17 protein-coding genes and 1 pseudogene are annotated in these 17,516 nt (G+C 40.0%); 3 read left to right on the forward strand and 15 right to left on the reverse strand.

Features of this window, described 5'->3' with window-relative positions:
* Positions 1 to 46: 46 nt before the first annotated feature.
* Positions 47 to 607, reverse strand: a complete 561-nt coding sequence (locus NSQ59_RS21920) for a PadR family transcriptional regulator (RefSeq protein ID WP_096541467.1) — start codon at positions 605 to 607, stop codon at positions 47 to 49.
* A 47-nt stretch (positions 608 to 654) separates the two neighbouring features.
* Positions 655 to 1,503, reverse strand: a complete 849-nt coding sequence (locus NSQ59_RS21925; protein WP_025478109.1) for a sialate O-acetylesterase — start codon at positions 1,501 to 1,503, stop codon at positions 655 to 657.
* A 265-nt stretch (positions 1,504 to 1,768) separates the two neighbouring features.
* On the opposite strand from NSQ59_RS21925, the gene NSQ59_RS21930 reads away from it, so the two are divergent.
* The 3 genes from NSQ59_RS21930 (at position 1,769) to NSQ59_RS21940 (ending at position 4,158) form a co-directional block, all read left to right on the forward strand.
* Entirely contained in the window at positions 1,769 to 2,071 is a 303-nt protein-coding gene (locus NSQ59_RS21930) for an ArsR/SmtB family transcription factor (RefSeq protein ID WP_002348368.1), read from the forward strand.
* A 154-nt stretch (positions 2,072 to 2,225) separates the two neighbouring features.
* Positions 2,226 to 3,389: an MFS transporter gene (locus NSQ59_RS21935; RefSeq protein WP_096541464.1), complete on the forward strand. Its 1,164-nt coding sequence runs from the start codon at positions 2,226 to 2,228 to the stop codon at positions 3,387 to 3,389.
* 508 nt (positions 3,390 to 3,897) lie between these two features.
* Positions 3,898 to 4,158, forward strand: a complete 261-nt coding sequence (locus tag NSQ59_RS21940) for a hypothetical protein (protein ID WP_211142803.1) — start codon at positions 3,898 to 3,900, stop codon at positions 4,156 to 4,158.
* A gap of 371 nt (positions 4,159 to 4,529) precedes the next feature.
* Here the strand turns inward: NSQ59_RS21940 and NSQ59_RS21945 are convergent, their stop codons facing one another.
* From NSQ59_RS21945 to NSQ59_RS22005, 13 genes and pseudogenes are all read right to left on the reverse strand, one after another.
* Entirely contained in the window at positions 4,530 to 5,936 is a 1,407-nt protein-coding gene (locus NSQ59_RS21945) for an MDR family MFS transporter (protein ID WP_340832758.1), read from the reverse strand.
* 172 nt (positions 5,937 to 6,108) lie between these two features.
* The gene (locus NSQ59_RS21950) at positions 6,109 to 6,735 is read right to left on the reverse strand and encodes a TetR/AcrR family transcriptional regulator (RefSeq protein WP_161655651.1); all 627 of its coding nucleotides are present in this window, start codon (positions 6,733 to 6,735) and stop codon (positions 6,109 to 6,111) included.
* 413 nt (positions 6,736 to 7,148) lie between these two features.
* A pseudogene (locus NSQ59_RS21955) lies at positions 7,149 to 7,607 on the reverse strand (ATP-binding cassette domain-containing protein); the annotation flags it as partial.
* Positions 7,608 to 7,971: 364 nt separating this feature from the next.
* Positions 7,972 to 9,543: a recombinase family protein gene (locus tag NSQ59_RS21960; RefSeq protein WP_340832759.1), complete on the reverse strand. Its 1,572-nt coding sequence runs from the start codon at positions 9,541 to 9,543 to the stop codon at positions 7,972 to 7,974.
* 3 nt (positions 9,544 to 9,546) lie between these two features.
* Entirely contained in the window at positions 9,547 to 9,960 is a 414-nt protein-coding gene (locus NSQ59_RS21965) for a recombinase family protein (protein WP_044037642.1), read from the reverse strand.
* Positions 9,961 to 11,523, reverse strand: coding sequence for a recombinase family protein (locus NSQ59_RS21970; protein WP_340832760.1), 1,563 nt, complete (start codon positions 11,521 to 11,523; stop codon positions 9,961 to 9,963).
* Between the two features lie 61 nt (positions 11,524 to 11,584).
* On the reverse strand, positions 11,585 to 11,824 hold the full coding sequence (locus tag NSQ59_RS21975) for an SHOCT domain-containing protein (RefSeq protein WP_340832761.1): 240 nt from the start codon (positions 11,822 to 11,824) through the stop codon (positions 11,585 to 11,587).
* A 131-nt stretch (positions 11,825 to 11,955) separates the two neighbouring features.
* Positions 11,956 to 12,909 (reverse strand): N-acetylmuramoyl-L-alanine amidase, encoded by a 954-nt coding sequence (locus NSQ59_RS21980; RefSeq protein ID WP_340832762.1) that lies wholly within the window; start codon positions 12,907 to 12,909, stop codon positions 11,956 to 11,958.
* The gene (locus tag NSQ59_RS21985) at positions 12,910 to 13,317 is read right to left on the reverse strand and encodes a phage holin family protein (protein WP_340832763.1); all 408 of its coding nucleotides are present in this window, start codon (positions 13,315 to 13,317) and stop codon (positions 12,910 to 12,912) included.
* 75 nt (positions 13,318 to 13,392) lie between these two features.
* Positions 13,393 to 15,096 carry a fibronectin type III domain-containing protein gene (locus NSQ59_RS21990; RefSeq protein ID WP_340832764.1) on the reverse strand — a complete coding sequence of 568 codons (1,704 nt, stop codon included), beginning with the start codon at positions 15,094 to 15,096 and terminating at the stop codon, positions 13,393 to 13,395.
* A gap of 15 nt (positions 15,097 to 15,111) precedes the next feature.
* Positions 15,112 to 15,615: a hypothetical protein gene (locus NSQ59_RS21995; protein ID WP_340832765.1), complete on the reverse strand. Its 504-nt coding sequence runs from the start codon at positions 15,613 to 15,615 to the stop codon at positions 15,112 to 15,114.
* Complete coding sequence (locus NSQ59_RS22000; RefSeq protein WP_340832766.1) at positions 15,616 to 16,656, reverse strand: siphovirus ReqiPepy6 Gp37-like family protein; 1,041 nt, start codon at positions 16,654 to 16,656, stop codon at positions 15,616 to 15,618.
* A gap of 2 nt (positions 16,657 to 16,658) precedes the next feature.
* Complete coding sequence (locus NSQ59_RS22005) at positions 16,659 to 17,510, reverse strand: phage tail family protein (protein WP_340832767.1); 852 nt, start codon at positions 17,508 to 17,510, stop codon at positions 16,659 to 16,661.
* Between the last annotated feature and the right edge of the window lie 6 nt (positions 17,511 to 17,516).

Consider the following 17,516-nt stretch of genomic DNA (forward strand, 5'->3'; position numbering starts at 1 on the left):
AACGATAGACCTCAGCAAAACAAATCCTCCTCAAGCTTCATATTAGCTAGATGTCTTCTTTCTGAGCTGTGTTGGGTAATTTAGATTCGCTTTCAATCCTTGTATCTTTTAATAGTTCTTCAAACCATTGAACGTTTACTAAATGATGAGAACGTGAATTTTCCAACATTTTTTTAAAATAAGTAGGGATATCTTCATTATGTTGTAGTGTTTGATCTAATAAAAAAATTTTCCTTTTCGTTTGTTCAATTTGTATTTTTATTAGCTTTATGAATTCCTCTTTTTTATATTCGTTAGCAAATAACATCGCTGCATAAAAAGAAAAATTTATATAATCGGTCTTAGATCCATACTTAAACATTAATTTTTCGAATTCTTTGTTTCCTCGTTCAGTAATGATATAATTATGCTTTTCTCTAGTATTGTCTAGCTGATCGACTTTTTTAATATATTGCTTTTCTTCTAATTGTTGAAGATTATAGTAGAAGGACCCTTTCGTATAATTTACTATATATTTATAGTGACGCTCCTCCATTAATGCTAATAATTCGTAACCATAAGAACCTGGTTTTTGTTTTAATAAACCTAAAATTAGTAGTGGAATCAAAAAAACACCTCTTTAGACTCTGAATTGGTATTCTGTGATGCTAAAGTTTACCTCTTGTAGATTTGTTTAAGTTGAGCTTCAAATTCAGGATAGGAAATTTTTCCCAACGCCAATTCTAGGCTTTCCATATATATTTTTTCTGTTTGTGTATGTGGTCGATCACAATTAAGCTTGATCAACTCATTTTCATTATTTAATGGTTTTAATATATGCTGCCTATTAGAGAAAGCTTCAAAATATCGTAAACCAAATTTTCTTTGCGAAATTGCATCAATGTGGATACCATCAGGATTAGATGTTAAACCTTCGGCTGTGACAAAATAACAATGATCTTGTTCGAAAGCAAATTTTTGCAATTCTTGATTGATGAGGTTATATTCCGTACAATTTTTCCCGAACCCTTCTTTACCTAGAAAATCTCCTAAGCCACCAATAATGATCGGTATATTGGGGGCACTTAATTCCTTTCTAAGAGCCTTCATAATGGCAAGTAATTTTTGGTAATAGACTTTATACTTCCCATTCATACTATCGCTTTCTCCTTGGTGCCAAAGAATTCCTATTAACTCACTATTCTCCATAGCAAATTTTGCTTCTGTTATAGCATGTCTAAAAAGAGTCTGATCTACATGCCATTCATCAAGTGTACTTCCTCCTTCCGCACAGGGAATTAAGCCAATCGTTTCTTCTCGGTTTACATTGCACCATGCATCTGCAAAGGAAGCAGCTAAACTGACTCCAGAAACAGGGCGATCATAATTAATGGGTTCCGTCATCATTTGCCATCCCCCATTACGTAACATTTTAATCCTTTCATTATAAATTGGAGGTACATCATTGATAAAGCCTCGTCCTGCCATATTCGATTGCCCTATCATTAAAAATGATTTAATCATTTTCTTCATCCTTTCTTTCCATTTTCGAAGTAATCCTTTCAAGCTTCAATCAATATTGAAGAGATGCTCCACTCATTGACTGCTTCAACCAACTTTATTGAGTTATAAAAATAATCATAGTCTAATTAGACGAATATCCTATAAACATTATAGTCTAATTAGACTAATTGTCAACTCTTAAGTTTTGACGCGACAAAGATCCATTCCGCCATCCATCTGACATTCACGCTTGACAAAATCGACAATTCTCGATAAAATGAATTGTATGAAACAAGTAGATATTTTTAAAGCATTATCTAATGAAGCAAGATTGAAAATCTTAGAATGGCTGAAGGAACCAGATTTCTATTTCACTCCCCACGAAGGGATTGATATGAACAAAACCGGGGTATGCGTTAGTCAAATTTCAGAAAAATTAGAAATGACGCAATCGACGGCATCTCATTATCTCTCGATGCTTTTACAAGTTGGACTTATAAAAGCTGAACGTATAGGAAAGTATACCTATTACAAAAGAAATGAAGAGGCCATCAATGGGATCGCTGAGTTCCTAAAGCAAAAGGGATAACTGGGTGAAGCTGAATTCCTTACATTGTTTGGGGGATTCAGTTTCATCTCCGCTTAAATATATCGTTAGTATTCACGATATATTTTTTTGAATAAACATATCGATAATTAGCAATATATCGATGTAAAAACATAAGAATAAGGAGTGACATCATTTGTCTAATACTTTGAAAATTTATATCTTGGCAAGCGTTAGTTTTTTAGTGGGAACTTCCCAATATATTGTTTCAGGAATTTTAGATACGATTGCAAATTCACTTGATATAACTTTGGCAACAGCAGGGCAATTAATGACAATTTTCTCACTGGTATATGCAATATTTACACCCATTCTTATAGGAATAACATCTAGTATTGACAGACGTAAATTAATGATTTTTTCCTTAAGTTTATTTGTAATAGGGAATATCTTGGCATTCATCCTACCCGGCTATCAATTATTTGTAGTAGCTCGAGTTGTTATGGCACTCGGGGCAGGGATGGTTGTTGTTACAGCATTAACTATCGCTACAAAGATCGCACCGGAAGGTAAGCAGGGTAGCTCTATTGCTATAGTGATGATGGGACTTTCGTCTTCGTTAATCATAGGAGTCCCTATCGGAAGAATCATTTCTAGTTTATTAGGTTGGAGGGTTATTTTTGGTGTAATTGCATTACTGGGAATTCTTGCAATGATCCTCATTAGAGCGTCTATTCCACTTATTCAGGGTGATAAGCCTGTACCACTAGTGCAACAGTTAGCTCTTCTTAAAAAATGGAGGATTACGATTGGATTAGCAATTACTTTTTTCTGGCTTGGAGGGTATTCCATTGCTTACACTTACCTTTCACCTTACTTATTAAATGTATCAGGAATAGAAGAAAAGCATTTAAATGGAGTCTTGCTGATCTTTGGTATCGCAAGTTTATTGGGTTCTAAATTTGGTGGATTTAGTACGGATCGTTGGGGAGTTCAAAAAACACTGTTAGGAGGAATGGCATTACACATCGTGATGCTAATATTATTGTCTCTTGTCACAAATTCTTATATTCGTGTTTCAATCATATTAATACTATGGTCATTTGCTGCATGGTCATCGGGACCAACCCAACAATATAACTTGGCTACAATCGAGCCAGAGTCATCAGGTATATTATTAGGCTTAAATCAGTCAGTAATGCAATTGGCAATGGCGGCTGGTGCAGGAATTGGCGGTGTTTTTGTTGAGAAAGTATCACTCTCTTCAGTTACTTGGATAGGCGCACTGGGAGTTACAATAGCTATTGGAGTCGCTTTGACACTTTCTAGAGCACGATTAAGTAAGATGCCAGAAGAGTAAAAAATATCACTCCTTTTAGTTATTGGAAAAGCAGGTTTGAAACAATAAATTAGAATAGAAAGTAAAAAATTATTTATGAACTGGAATAATGTAGCGTCGTTGATTCGTAAAATAGAGACAAGTCCATCATCTTGTGCAAAATACACTTATCACTCTACTTCTGTCAAACCATGTCATCGTTCGAATCTTCAATTGAACGTTTTTAATGACAAAAGCATACCATTGACTGAGAATTTATGGACAAACTGAATTCTAGCAGGTATTAAGTATATATTTCTTTTCCTGGTCATCTCGTTCCTATTTTTTGCTTTTATATCCGTGAACATGCAAACTTGAAACGATACTCTTTTTGGATTGAACATTCAATCCAAAAAGAGTATTTATTTAAAAATAGAAATCATCCCACATGTTTTTTATTCTAAACAAAGAAAGGAAGATTTTTACGTTAAAAGTTTTGTTTCTAACTGCCAGTTCCAGTGAAATGCACACTGATTGAACTGGGTCTTCCATGACTATCTTCCCTGTAAGTGAGCCTTACGAGCAAACTGTCGGTGCATTTGTAAAAGCAATTCACGATCATCGCGAACAGCAACCCGGAGATCTTCTAATAATTGCAAAGCTCATTACCGATTTAACCGATATGGATGAACCCCCGCTTCGTCTTCTTATGGGAAGTGACGCGGTCGCTTATGCCGAAGCTGCAAGCAAAGCTCTTTCAGATTCAGACACAAAATGGAAGCATTTAAGTGAATCCATTAATTTTGACTAAATTGGAGAAACCATTTCACTCGCAAGGAATAAATATAGCTAAGAGGAGGGAGAAAAGAGTCAGTTTATTTTCTTGTTATCGGTTGATAATTAACAGATTAAAAAGTACTGCCAAACTTTTCTGAAGTTAGTATGAATTAAATACGTTCTTTTAAAGGCCTTCAATGGCGGTACGCCATTGAAGGCCTTCCACATAAATTCTACAACAAATCGAATAGAAAAACATTTTGGCTGTACTAATTTGAAGCTAGTGGCTGTAAAAAGCACAGTAAGCTCTACCGCTTAGCGTTATACTCATAGACTCGACCATGAGTTAAAATTCAATGTCTCCTTTTATTTCTTCTAATTCATTGACTAAATAATATTTTCAAACTAATTATCAGATGATTGTCTTCTTTCCTTTAATAAAAATGTGATAACAAATCCAATAACTACAAAAACGAGCAATAAAAGATAAATGTTGTGAAAAGCAATATTACCAGCAATTGTTAACGAATTATTTTTAGCTGCTTTTTGAATTTGGCTTTGTAAAAATGCTGTGATAAAAGCAATTGCAAAAGAGTTCACGACTTGTAACAATTCATTTGACATCGGAGTTACTCTAGAAATCAAATTAAGCGGAGCGGATTGTAACGCATGATTATTAACTTGCATATTTACCAGCCCTTGGCCCAATCCTAAAAGAATAATCGATGTTAATAAATAATTAATTGATGTTTCATTTGTAATTTGCGCCAATAATATCATACTCAATCCCGTCATTAGAAAACCTGGAATTGCAGCAAACTTGGTACCATATTTATCAAATATTCTACCCCCCATCGTCATACCAACGAAACTTGCAATTGCTTGTGGCACCATCATCAACCCTGACTGCAACGATGAAAAGCCTCGCACATTTTGAAGATATAATGGAATTAACAGCATAGAACCGAATACAGCTACCTGGTTCAACCACATAAGAATAATTCCTTTGCGGAACTCAGCGATTTTAAACACTTTCACTTCAAGTAATGGGTTTTTCCCTGTTGCTTCAACATAGATAAAAGCCATCAACATTACAAATCCTAAAATCAAAAAGATCATTGCTTGCGTTGTCCCCCATCCTTTATTGGATCCGATATGAACTCCATAAATAAGGAAAGGAAATGCAAATGGCGATAAAATGGCCCCTTTATAATCAATCTTTGTATTTTCCTTTTTATCAAAACCAGGAAGAAACAAATATACTAAGAGGAGAGATAAAATTCCTATTGGAATATTAATAAGGAATACACTTCGCCAACTATAATATTTAATCAGCCACCCCGATAAAGCCGGACCAATAGTAGGCGCTAGTAACATTGGAAGTCCTAAAATTCCCATCATACTTCCCCTTTTCTCTATGGGAATAATTCGAAATGACATAGCTAAACCAACAGGCCCGACAACACCGCCGGATAATCCTTGTAAAATACGATATAAAATCACCCCTTCAATACTACTAGAACGAGCAACTAAAAATGAAGCAACTGTGAAGCACAAAATTGCAATTCCAAATGTATTTTTCGCTGAAAAGCGGTCGGCCATCCAACCTGAATAAGGGATAATTGTGGCCATTGCTAAGGTATAAGCAGTGATTGCCCATTGCGATGTAGATAAATCCGTATTAAATGCTGCCTGCATATGTGGCAAAGCCACATTCATAATTGTGGTATCCATCATAACCAACAACATGCCTACAGCAATTGTTAAAACTGCTGGTAAAACTTTTTTTAAATCAAAATCTTTTTTTCTCATCTATATAATTTCCTCCTTTTAGGACATTCTTTTTTTTATCATTTGAACAACGTTCGGTTAGGAAGTAAAAAAAAAAACTAAACTTTAAATACTTTTCGCCTCCTTACAGAACAATGTTCGTCAATAAGTATAACACTGTTCTGTAAAGGAGTAAAGAAAAAAATCTTTGGATTCAAAGATTTTTTTCTATGTTCTTTATTCCGTTAATAAAAACATCTAAACCGTATTCAAACATTTCACTGCTCCCAAGCTTTTTGAAAAGTCCATCCCTTTTATATTTGTACAAATACGGAGTACTACTCTCTGAGAAACCGTCACCTTCAACAAATTTTACTTTTTCATTATTAAAAACATGTTGATTATCTAATTTAAATGTAAAAATATAATTCAGATAATGATTAACTGTATACAATTTATAACTATCACTGATATGAAGCCTTTCGATGATTTTAAGTAGATTGTCCATTAGTTTTGCATAATTAGAACTCATCGGAGGGTACATCATTAATAATTGAGCCAATTGGTCATATCGGTTAAGAATATCTAAAATATTTTCTGCATATTTTTTTAGCCGCATATCCCATTCTATTTCATCAATTGGATAAAGAATTTTTCCACAAGCCTGATCAATCATATCATTAAATAGAGCTTCCTTACTTTCAAAATGGTAATATAATGAAGATACCGTCATATCCACACATTTCGCCAGTTTTCTCATAGAAAACCCTGTTACTCCTTCTTGGTGAAGTAATTTCCACGCTTGTTCTATAATACGGTCTTTTGTTAAATTCTCCTTCATTAAATTTCTCCCATCTACTATTTTAAATTATCATTTAAATTTTACTCTTATATTCTTAATTATACATAAGAGTCCAGTAAAGTTCATCTATATTTTCAAGTAAGAAAGAGCCAATTAATCTTCACGGATTATTTCACGATGAAGTTAAAAAACATTTATCAGATCTACATATTCCTGCTACCATAAGACATCTTCATGCAAGTGCAATCGGAAATGGTCAGATGGCGAAAAGTGCACAAAAGCCCTTCCGGTAAGTGGCTCATCTTTTCCGGCAACAACCGCTTCTCGCAGATCGTCGTCTACGGCAAGTGCAGTGAAAACTCTATAGGCGCGTTCATTGGAGCCATCACGGCTACAGATCCATCGTTTGGCACTACTTCAGCCGGCTGGAGTCTGCCTCTGCCGACATCAACTATCGTAGCATCCTCAATTTCCCAAATTTCGGTACATACCTGATCAAGGAATGCTCGATCGTGCGAAACAATTAAAAGTGCTCCAGGAAAATCATGTAATTTATTTTCTAACCAGACAATATGGTCATAATCTAAATGAGTTGTTGGTTCATCTAATAGTAATAGTCCCGGTGATTCATTAAAAGCCCTTTGAAGATATGATTGTGTTATTTCGCCCCCACTTTTGCTTATGTTTATATTTTTAAATTGCGGCACTAGTTTGATAGATGTGAATAAATCAATTTTTCCCTCATCAGGATAAATTTCTCCATTAATAATATTTAATAAAGTCGTTTTTCCGCTTTCGTTCCTACCAACTAAACCTATCCGCTGTTTATCATGTATTTGCAACAACTCTATATCGAACAAGAGTCTCTCTTGAACATAGTGTTTTAACGATATTCCTTCAAGTAATAGCATATTTCCATCTCCTTTTTTAGGGGGAAACAGAAATACCCCCTATTTCTATACAGAATAGGAGGCTTGTAACCGCATGGGTATACACCTTAAAAAAACCTATGTCTTTCAAGGTCAATCACATATAACAATCCAATCCTATTCTGAAAACTAATCATCCAAGTCATGACAAAAAAGCAGTATTTTTCTGCTCATTTAAAACTTGTGATGTTTTCTAATAATAGGATTAATTGCTCATGTAATTGGTTCACCCTTTCATATTTATCTTATCTTACATATTATCAAAGTGTGTTGATTAAAGTCAAGTTCATACTGCGAAAATTAAAAGCCGCCAAAGGGTGTTAACCCTTAATTGGCGGTTAATATTCTATATCTCTTCGTCAATCTCAATCCCAGACTTGAATTCAACGGTGAACTTATCTTCATATATCGTAACCTTTTCAATAAGTCTCCTTACCAACTGCTCTTCATATTCCTCCATCTCGCAGGACTGTTCATTCAGGAAATCAGTCATTTCAGCGATTCGTTGCCTTTTTCCTTCTTGCTCTGCATTTTCAACTAGTGCATTTTGCTTTAATTCTCGAAGGCGGTAAATTTCATCAGCCACATCTTCATAGTCATTCTTGGACTTTGCTTGGATAAGAAGCTGTTGTTGTAATTCTTCCAATTTGCTATCAATATCATCGGTGGCATTATCATTCTCTTCATTAAGTATAGTAGCTATGTTTTTCTGTAACGTTGAGAGGAAGGGTTCTTTGTTAGCCAAAAGTTCGTTAATAGCCTTGACCACTGCTGTCTGTAATATTTCCTCGTTTATGGTAGGGGCCGTACATTCAGACCCTTTTTCCTCCAAACGGCTGACGCATCTCCAAACAATAGACTTGTAGCCTCGGTTGTTCCAATGTACCCGTCGGTAAATATCGCCGCAATGACCGCAGTAAACAATACTCGATAAAGCATACTTGCTACTATAGACTCTCTTTTTACCTCCTTTGCCGCCCCGAAGATTTGCTCTTCGAACCATCTCTTCTTGAACCTGCATATAAAGCTCACGTGGAATGATAGGCTCATGGCTGTTTTCTACATAATACTGGGGAACAATGCCATTATTCTTGACTCGCTTTTTAGAAAGGAAATCAACCGTATATGTTTTTTGTAAAAGGGCATCACCGATGTACTTTTCATTCTGCAGTATCTTTTTTAGTGTTTCTGGTCTCCATTTTGCTTTGCCTGCCGCTGTTAGAATACCGTCTGCTTCTAGTCCTCTTGCTATCTGTAAAAGGCTGGCACCCTCAAGATACTCTCTGTAAATCCGTTTAACAACCTCAGCACCCTCTGGGTCAATGACTAGTTGCTTGTTTTCATCCTTGGTATATCCAAGGAAGCGCTTGTGGTTGACCTGGACTTCACCTTGTTGATATCGATACTGAATACCTAGCTTTACGTTCTGGCTTAAGGATTGGCTTTCCTGTTGGGCAAGGGATGCCATAATGGTTAACAACACTTCACCCTTAGAATCCATGGTGTTGATATTTTCTTTCTCAAAGAAAACAGCAATGTTTTTATCCTTTAACTGACGGATGTATTTAAGGCAGTCCAACGTGTTTCTGGCAAATCGGCTGATGGATTTTGTAATAATCATATCAATATTTCCTGCCATGCACTCTTCAATCATGCGGTTGAATTCATCACGCTTCTTGGTATTTGTACCTGTGATGCCATCATCCGCAAAAATATCTACCAATTCCCATTCCTTGTTCTTGTTTATATAGTTTGAATAATGCTCAATCTGAATTTCATAACTTGAAGCCTGCTCCTCACTATCCGTTGAAACACGGCAGTATGCAGCCACTCGTATTTTGGGTTCGCTTTCACTATTTTTATTATTTCCGATTCGTTTTATTGCTGGAATTACTGTTACATTCCTACTCACTGCCACTGGTTACACCTCACTTTCTATCAAACTGTAAGCATATTCTGCCTGCTTATATGGATCGTCATATTTTTGTACCAGAGGTTTTGCTTTGAACTTTACAGGATAATCCGTTTTTGGTACATCTTTAGGCTCCCATATCCGTCCAAGTTTTTCTGCTCGCTTTTGTTTTTCTAACCTTGCTTTTTCAAATATCTCCTCATCAATAATTGGAGGATAGAATTCGTCTCCAAGGTATTGCTTGTTCTGTAGCATCCTACTTACTGTGGCATGGTAGCAATCTATCCCAGCTTTTATTGCAGCATTCTTCAAGGATAATCCTGACAAGTAACCTGAAAATAACTCTTTTACTTGTTCTGCTGCTTTATCATCTACAACAGCCTTTCCATCTTCAATTCTATATCCATAGGGTGTGTGACCCATCTAATTCACCAACCTTTCCTTCAATGTGATTCCACATTTTAATTCAAATCCGACTTTCTCTCGTGAAAAAACAATAATCTTCTCTACGTAATCTTCGAACACCTCATCCTCATAGGCATTGAGCATTTTGGACTTAGTGGCAAACTTAAGCAAACGGTCAACCTCCTCCACTTTTGCAAAATCGCCATTGACAGAACGAGTAAGTTGGTACTTTTCAGCAAGAAATCTTTCTCTTTCCGTTTCAAGTGAATTCTTTTCTTTATTAAACAGAGCAGGTTCCAGATATCCTTTGGCCATTAAACCCGTCAGCATCTGACTCTGCTCCATGTTGCTTTCAATCTTGGTTTCCAACTCTTCGATTCTACGAAAACTCTCTGCATTATTCTGGCTGCGTAATCCATTCAAAAGTGGCCTTAATATGAATTTCTGACCAAAAATGAGCTTATTCATCATCGTGACAAATGCAGTCTTTATATCTTCATCTCGAATGAACTGCATAGAACATTCCGTTATATTGCTTATATGCTTACTACAGCACCAAGCGATGTATTTTCTTCCAGATGAATGAATCCGTCTTTTAAAGGTACTGCCACATTCCGAGCAGATAATTTTGCTAGAGAAAGCATATCGGTTTAGATATTTGCAGTTGCGTTTTTCGATGCCTTTTTCCTTTGCTCTTTGATTGAGAACGGCATCCACAGCTTCAAAATCTTCATGGCTGATAATGGCCTCATGATGATTTTCTATTAAATATCTGTTTTTCTCACCATAATTGGTGCGCTTATTAAAACGGGAATCTGTATAGGTTTTTTGCAGTATAACATCCCCGGTATATTTCTCATTTTTTAGAATTCCTCGAATTGTGGTAGCAGTCCAACGACCACCTCTTTTGGAGGGGATACCCTTTTGATTAAGATCATCTGCTATTTTCTGTGTACCCTTGCCTGATAATACTTCTGCGAAAATATACTTCACAACTTCAGCCTGCTTGAGGTTTACTACCATCTGACCGTCAATGTTTTGATACCCATATGGTGGGTAGGAAATTTTAAAGGTTCCATTTTGAAATCGCCTTTGAATTGCCCATTTAGTATTTTCTGAAATGGAAATGGACTCACTTTCTGCAAGCCCGCTTAAAATGGAGAGCATCAACTCGCTTTCCATTGACCCTGTATTAATGTTTTCCTTCTCAAAATAGATATGAACCCCAAGGTCTATCAGTTTGCGAACCATCTCCAAGCAGTCTGTAGTATTTCTCGCAAATCGGCTGATGGACTTTGTAATAATTAAGTCAATCCTTCCAGTTTCACAGTCTGATAACATTCTAAGCAGGTCAGAGCGGTTTTCCTTTTTCGTACCGCTGATTCCCTCGTCATAATATAAGCCTGCATATTCCCATTCTGGATTCGCCTTTATGTAGGTCTCATAATGGGCCTTTTGTGCTTGCAAGCTGACAAGCTGTTCATCACTGTCTGTAGACACACGGCAGTAGGCAGCTACTCGTAGCTTTGGCTTGATAAAAGAATCAGCCTTGTTGCCCTCTATTTTCGTTATCTTTTTCATCCTCTCACCTCCTTCTTGGTAGGTCACATATTACCTCTGAAGCCCTTATATATCAACGATTTCAGGGCATTATCTCGGCTAAAAAAGGAGAGAATGTTTGGCGATTAAGTGCATCTATCTTTTTGAATTCCACTTCAGTTATTAAGCCTTTTCCGAGCATCTTTCTCAGCAGTTTTTCTGACTGGATATAATCAAACTCACGTTGTAACTGTTCCTGTGATACTCTCTTAAGTGCGGTTGTGCTTTTGTCTATAACCTCATCCGAGATCTTCGTAACTTTTTTATCCTCGTGCTGATTCACTAGGAATCACCTCCTACCTAATAGCCGTGGGAACAGGTCGAAGTTGAGGATTTGCACAAATTTATTTGAATCAGAGCATAAAAAAAGAGCCTGCAAGGGCAGAACCCCCACAGGCCGCATTACAAATTCATTTATATTTTATTTGCATAGTCCAATGAAATCCAACCGGCACCGCTTTTCAGCTTGCCCCATTTGGTAGCACCCTCACCATTGGATTCAGCTATAATCGTAAACACACCAATGCCGGTGAATTTACCGACCTTGTCATAATTGATGCCCGGACCTTTACGGATATTAAGATCCGAGATACTTACACTTACAAGATATGGGGTCGAAGATGTTTTAGTATAAACCACCTTACCGGATTCATCAAAAACAGAATACCCTTCATTGTTGTCAGCACATTTCTTTGCGTTTTCAAAGTTTTGGAAGGCTCCCCTCTGGGAAGATGCATCTCCCCATGTCTTGCGAACCCTGTATAAGGCTTCCGTTTTAGTCGGTTTATCACTGGGATTTTCATTAGCGGCACTCATTGCTTCCTTGACTGCTTTACGAAAAGTATCCATCGACTTGCCATGCTTAGGAAACCAGTGCATAACATCCGAGTGGTTGCTTGCGATGCCGAGTTTATTGCCTTCCGAGTGGCAGATGATGTTCTTCTCACTAAATCCATAGAGTTTGCAAAGATATACACAAAGCTCCACAGCTTCCTTATAAACGGCAGAAAAATACGAGGCATCGGTTAGACCGTCCTCGCAAATCTCAAAACCAATATGGGTATCATTTGCACTTCCGCCTGCATGCCATCCACGATGATTCCATGGTAAGGTTTGATAGGTAGCGATTGAACCATCTGCCAATTTACCGATAAAAGCATGGACGCAAACTTGCCTTCCATCTGGTTTATCTTGATTCCAGTGATTATTATACTGGTTTACTCCAAGCAGACCATCATCAGGTCCAACATAGCGTTTCAAATTCGGGTTATTAGCACTAGTCGAATGCACCATGATACCCTTTGGTGTTATGGTTTTTCCCGCCTTATAGCAAGCGTTGTTTGTCAGAATGAGTTTATGCAGGTTCATTTATTTTACCTCCGTTCTGTCGTGCAGCTGTTCTAAAATATCCTTAAGCTTCTGTGGAATAGGCAGCCCGAGATGCCCGGCATTTTCTAGCATCGATACACCCTCATTGGAGCAGTAGAAAAAGATAACGGCTGTCCGCATCACCTCTCCGTTGCCGATAAGATAGACATCGGTGATATGCCCGATGCCAACCATAATAAATATCAGTACCTTTTTGCTAATGCCTTTGAATCCAACCTCGCTCGACAGCTTTTTATCCGCTATGGCGCACATGACACCAGTGATATAGTCAACGATCATGAATATGAGCAACGCATAAATGAAACCGTCAAATCCCCCTACAAACCAGCCGAGAAATCCACCTATGGCCGCAAACGCAACCTGAATCCAAGTCCATGTTTCTTTCAATTTAAAAACCTCCGTTCATAAATTTGTGTATAAAAAAAGCCCTGCATAAGCAAAGGCATAAAATTCAAGAGATATCTAAAGCGCTAAAATTAATTCTTGCAGCTGGTTCATAACCGCCGCTTTCGGCCGGCCGTTTCCGATCTGCTCCCAATTCACCTCCGGCACGTCAAAGGCGGAACCAGAATCAAACTGATTGATTAAATCAATTACCGGCTCAAGTGCCCGCCGGATTTCAAGAATGTGAAATGGCCAGTTCTTCACATAGGTTTTTCCCGCCATGATTGACTCGCTCCAACTGAAAGTCGGAAGTCTGTAATAATCACGCACAGTGTTGGCGGCGGTTCGCAAAGCCGTGATATGTTTTGCCTTCACCTTCGTTTCGTTGGCCGATATCGTTTCAAACGGAGACGGGAGTAGCGTGAAGGTGCGGCTTACATCGCTGCTTGGAGCAGCGAAGTCCTGGTTCAAGCACCTGATGGTTATGAGTTTAACCCCGGGAATCTGATTCTCCGCACGGAAAATGACACTGGTATTTTTCCCGATAGTTCCTCTCGCTGAGAACAACTCTGGATTGTTGACGCTGTCCTGCCAGATGCCAGAGCCGATCTTCACGCACACTACCTGCGAGTTTGGCTGCGAACCTGTAGAAATTAAAAACCTCGGATTGTGGTTATAGGTGGCACTTCCATCTTTTGGTGCGGTAACTACGGGTGTTGCGCTGGCAGCGGAAACGCACAGGATGCTATTACTGACCTGTTCGCTTGAATACACATTCAGCGTATCGATTGTCCAGAGTCCGTACCTCGTGTAGGTTCCGGGGACATTCGAAGCCGCAACCGTCCTGCTGCCACTCGAAGCCGACAGATCCAAGTGTTCTAGTACCGTCCATCCTGTCCATGTTTCATTGTTGGTGGAAGTCTTGCACGCGATCATATAGCCCTTGATGGGGCTAGTCCCTCCAGCGGCTCCGCTCCATGTAATCGTAACAGGTTCAGTGCTGTACACGGCTGGAGATGCGGTCAATACCGTCGCCTGCTCGGGAGGGATGTTCTTCCGAACGGAATTTGCGGAAATCTTCCACCCAGAATAATAACTCGCACCGGCAGAACCTTGCGTACGCACCTGAAAACGTCGATAATACCCGCGCGTGGCAGGAGGTGCTACCGAAAGGCTGCCGCTTGTAGCGGAGGTGGTAACCGTTGTAAGTGCTGTCCAGCTTCCCCAAGTGACGTTATCACTGGATTCGCTGTACTGGATTTCATACGAAGTGATGCTGTTGTTCGTACCGTCGGATGCTCCACTCCAGGAGAGGGTGACATTTCCTTCTCCGACCGTTGGGCTGACCGAGCACGAGGTAGGTGCACCACAGGCTGTAATCAGTAGCGGAGAACTCAGCACCGAATAACTGGAGTTATCAATGACACCGGATGTCAGTGTCAGCCGTCCATCTGAAATCACACGAAAGCGGACACCCTGCTCTGCATTTCCTGTTGTGGATGTGCAGGTCACCGAAACGTAACGAAGCCTCGGTGTGGTACCGTCCCAGTTATCACCGTCTGCCGCTTTGATGCGCACTTGGGCGGATGAGCCATTAACCGTTACGGTACACAGTAGTGCATAACCGCTGTGAATATATGAACCGGAAGAACTAAGTGCCGCTGAAATGGTGAAGTTGTAAGTCATCTGGTTATTATTCGGACGGCTCTTAGTATACGTGATTGTATATTTCACAGTTGGGCTGCTACCTGCATTCAGTGTAACACCGTTGATATCCGCCATTTAGAATACCCCCTTTTATTCGTAAACCGCTGTAACTAGCGAATTGACGGTTCCACACTGGTTGGCATTTAGCCGAGTGTCAGTAATATTTTGTGATGTAACTGATACCGCCCCCTGTGGCACTGTAACCTCCGCTAAAACCAGTTCGTATACATCATCATTTCTTGTCATTGCTGGAGGAATGGGGGTAGCTGCCGCCGTTCCTGTTAGTACCGCCAATCGAATTTCCCGGTTCACCGCGCTCCAGCGTACAACTACACGGTCGATGCGGGGATTGACTCCATCAGCGGTGGCAAGCCCCAGTTCCAGAATGTCAGTGTTCTCATACGAATATCCATTAATCCATGCGCTGCCCGCAAGCACGTTAACCGACATGCCGCTGGCTGCCGTTACCTGAAGGTTCGTTGCGGTAGCATAGAAGATACCGTTTGATACTAACTTTCCAAAATAAGAAGCGAAATCGGCGGCGTCATAGACTCTGTCCCCACCACTGCTGTTAAAAAAACCACTTTTCTCCATTTATCTTTCTCCTTTCAAACTTTGAAACAGCGTAAGAACCCCCTTACCGAAGGTAATTCCTAAACTCTGCCCATCACTGTCATAGCTTTCTTCTATCTCCGTTATGCGCGTGGTTAGCGTTACACCCCACTTTTTTGAAAGAACCTTGACGGTCTGTCCGATATCAAAATCAATCTTGTACCTCAAGTTTCCGTGAGGATTCACAGCTGCGTCGAAGGACTGAGTCATTGAAAGTTCACTGAGTTTGCTTTGCCCGCGAAACAATAGAGCAACCGTATATTCCTCGCCGAAATCCTCCGACCTTAAATCCTTGGCGTCTACAAAGGTTTCCCGCCTAGTAACACCCGATCCATCACCGGTAACGGCAAACACTCGATCCACACCTTCGCCTTCTCCGCCAACCAAAGCAACATTGGCATAATTTACGACGCTTTGAGTATAGATCTGGGATATCAGATTCTCATACTCCTTGGAAAAGATAGCCTGAGACAGTGCCCCCTTATAAAGTCGTACTGTAAAATTCTTTGTAGTAGGGCTAAACACCGTCTTAATCCCCGTATCCGCCACTTCACACAGCCCGGTAACCGCATCCATAAGGTTTCGGTAGGAGATTTGCGTACTGACGGAATCTGTAATGCTATCATCCGCATAAGAGACAAAGCTGATTTCCCGGTCAGTGTTACCTGGACTGATTAGGTGGTTAGTCAGAAGTTGACCGACGCAAGTGGACAATCCGCCGTTTAGGATTTCTGTACCCCATATAATGCGGCGAGAGAGATAGGATGTGGCAAACCGACCGCTAACAGTGATGATTTCCCTGTCTGCTTGCGACATCTCTACATATTCGATAATTCCAGCTTCCTCATCTTCGCTCTTCCACAGAATATTACCCAGTATTAAAAGCGATAGATTTTCAGCAGTAGCAATTGCCTTTAGCTCAAAAGAACCACACTGAAAATAGCGTCGTGTCCAGCGAAGATATTCGAAGGATTCCACAACACCAGCAAGTTCTCGATCCTCATCAAAGATATACAGTTCCATATTCATACCCCCAAAAACTGTGGACGATAGTACAGGGTGACCTCCAACAAATCCATATTCGTTTCGGCATCATACCTAAGGAGATTACGCCCCGCCGCCAGCTGCAAAAAGGTTGAGCCGATATCCAGTAAGGAGAAGGCATTTATTTCGGTACCGCCAGTCACGCTGGTGACATGCTTTCCAGCGAAGTGGGTATATACCCGCAGTTCATCGCCCGCACCCATGGTGGTGTTCAGCCGAATATATTCCCCGGTGTTCAAATTCAAAAGTTCCGGGTTCGTAACCGTCCCGAGTGCCCTGAACACAATCAGGCACCCGCAGGAAACATCGCCGATATTATCCACCGTAATAATCTGGCTGGGCTGTCGTGAACCGAACTCAATGCCGCCTACCGGGATCTGCAGCTTAAAATGCAGCCTGGGTGTCCACCTAGCAAGCTCCGCTCGCACCTCATCAAGTGTCTCAAAGAACGGCGACGGGCAGAACAGGCTAACAAAGAAGTTCGGGCCGCGCTCCCTGACAGAAGCGGTAAATCCAGCTTCCTCCACGACACAGGAGATCTGCCGCCCCCGGTAAATCAATGTCCCTTGTTGCTTTGGTGCAAAGATACGCAAAAACCGCTTCCTGTGAGTATAGGCTTCGTCGATTGTAGATGCCGACACGGTTCCCTCTAGAGTGATGTTACGCATATCCAGCGTGGATGATATATAAAAAGCGCCATCCTGTTCTGGCGCTTGGAAAGTATTGATTGTCTGCCGGGTTCGTCCAGCACCATCGATTCTCGTCAGGAAAAACGGCCTTGTCTGACGCAGAATAAGGCGTTCGCCTGACGCGTTAATATAGGTAAGTTCCATAGCCGC

Source organism: Margalitia sp. FSL K6-0131 (genome assembly GCF_038008735.1).
Taxonomy (GTDB): domain Bacteria; phylum Bacillota; class Bacilli; order Bacillales; family Bacillaceae_C; genus Margalitia; species Margalitia shackletonii.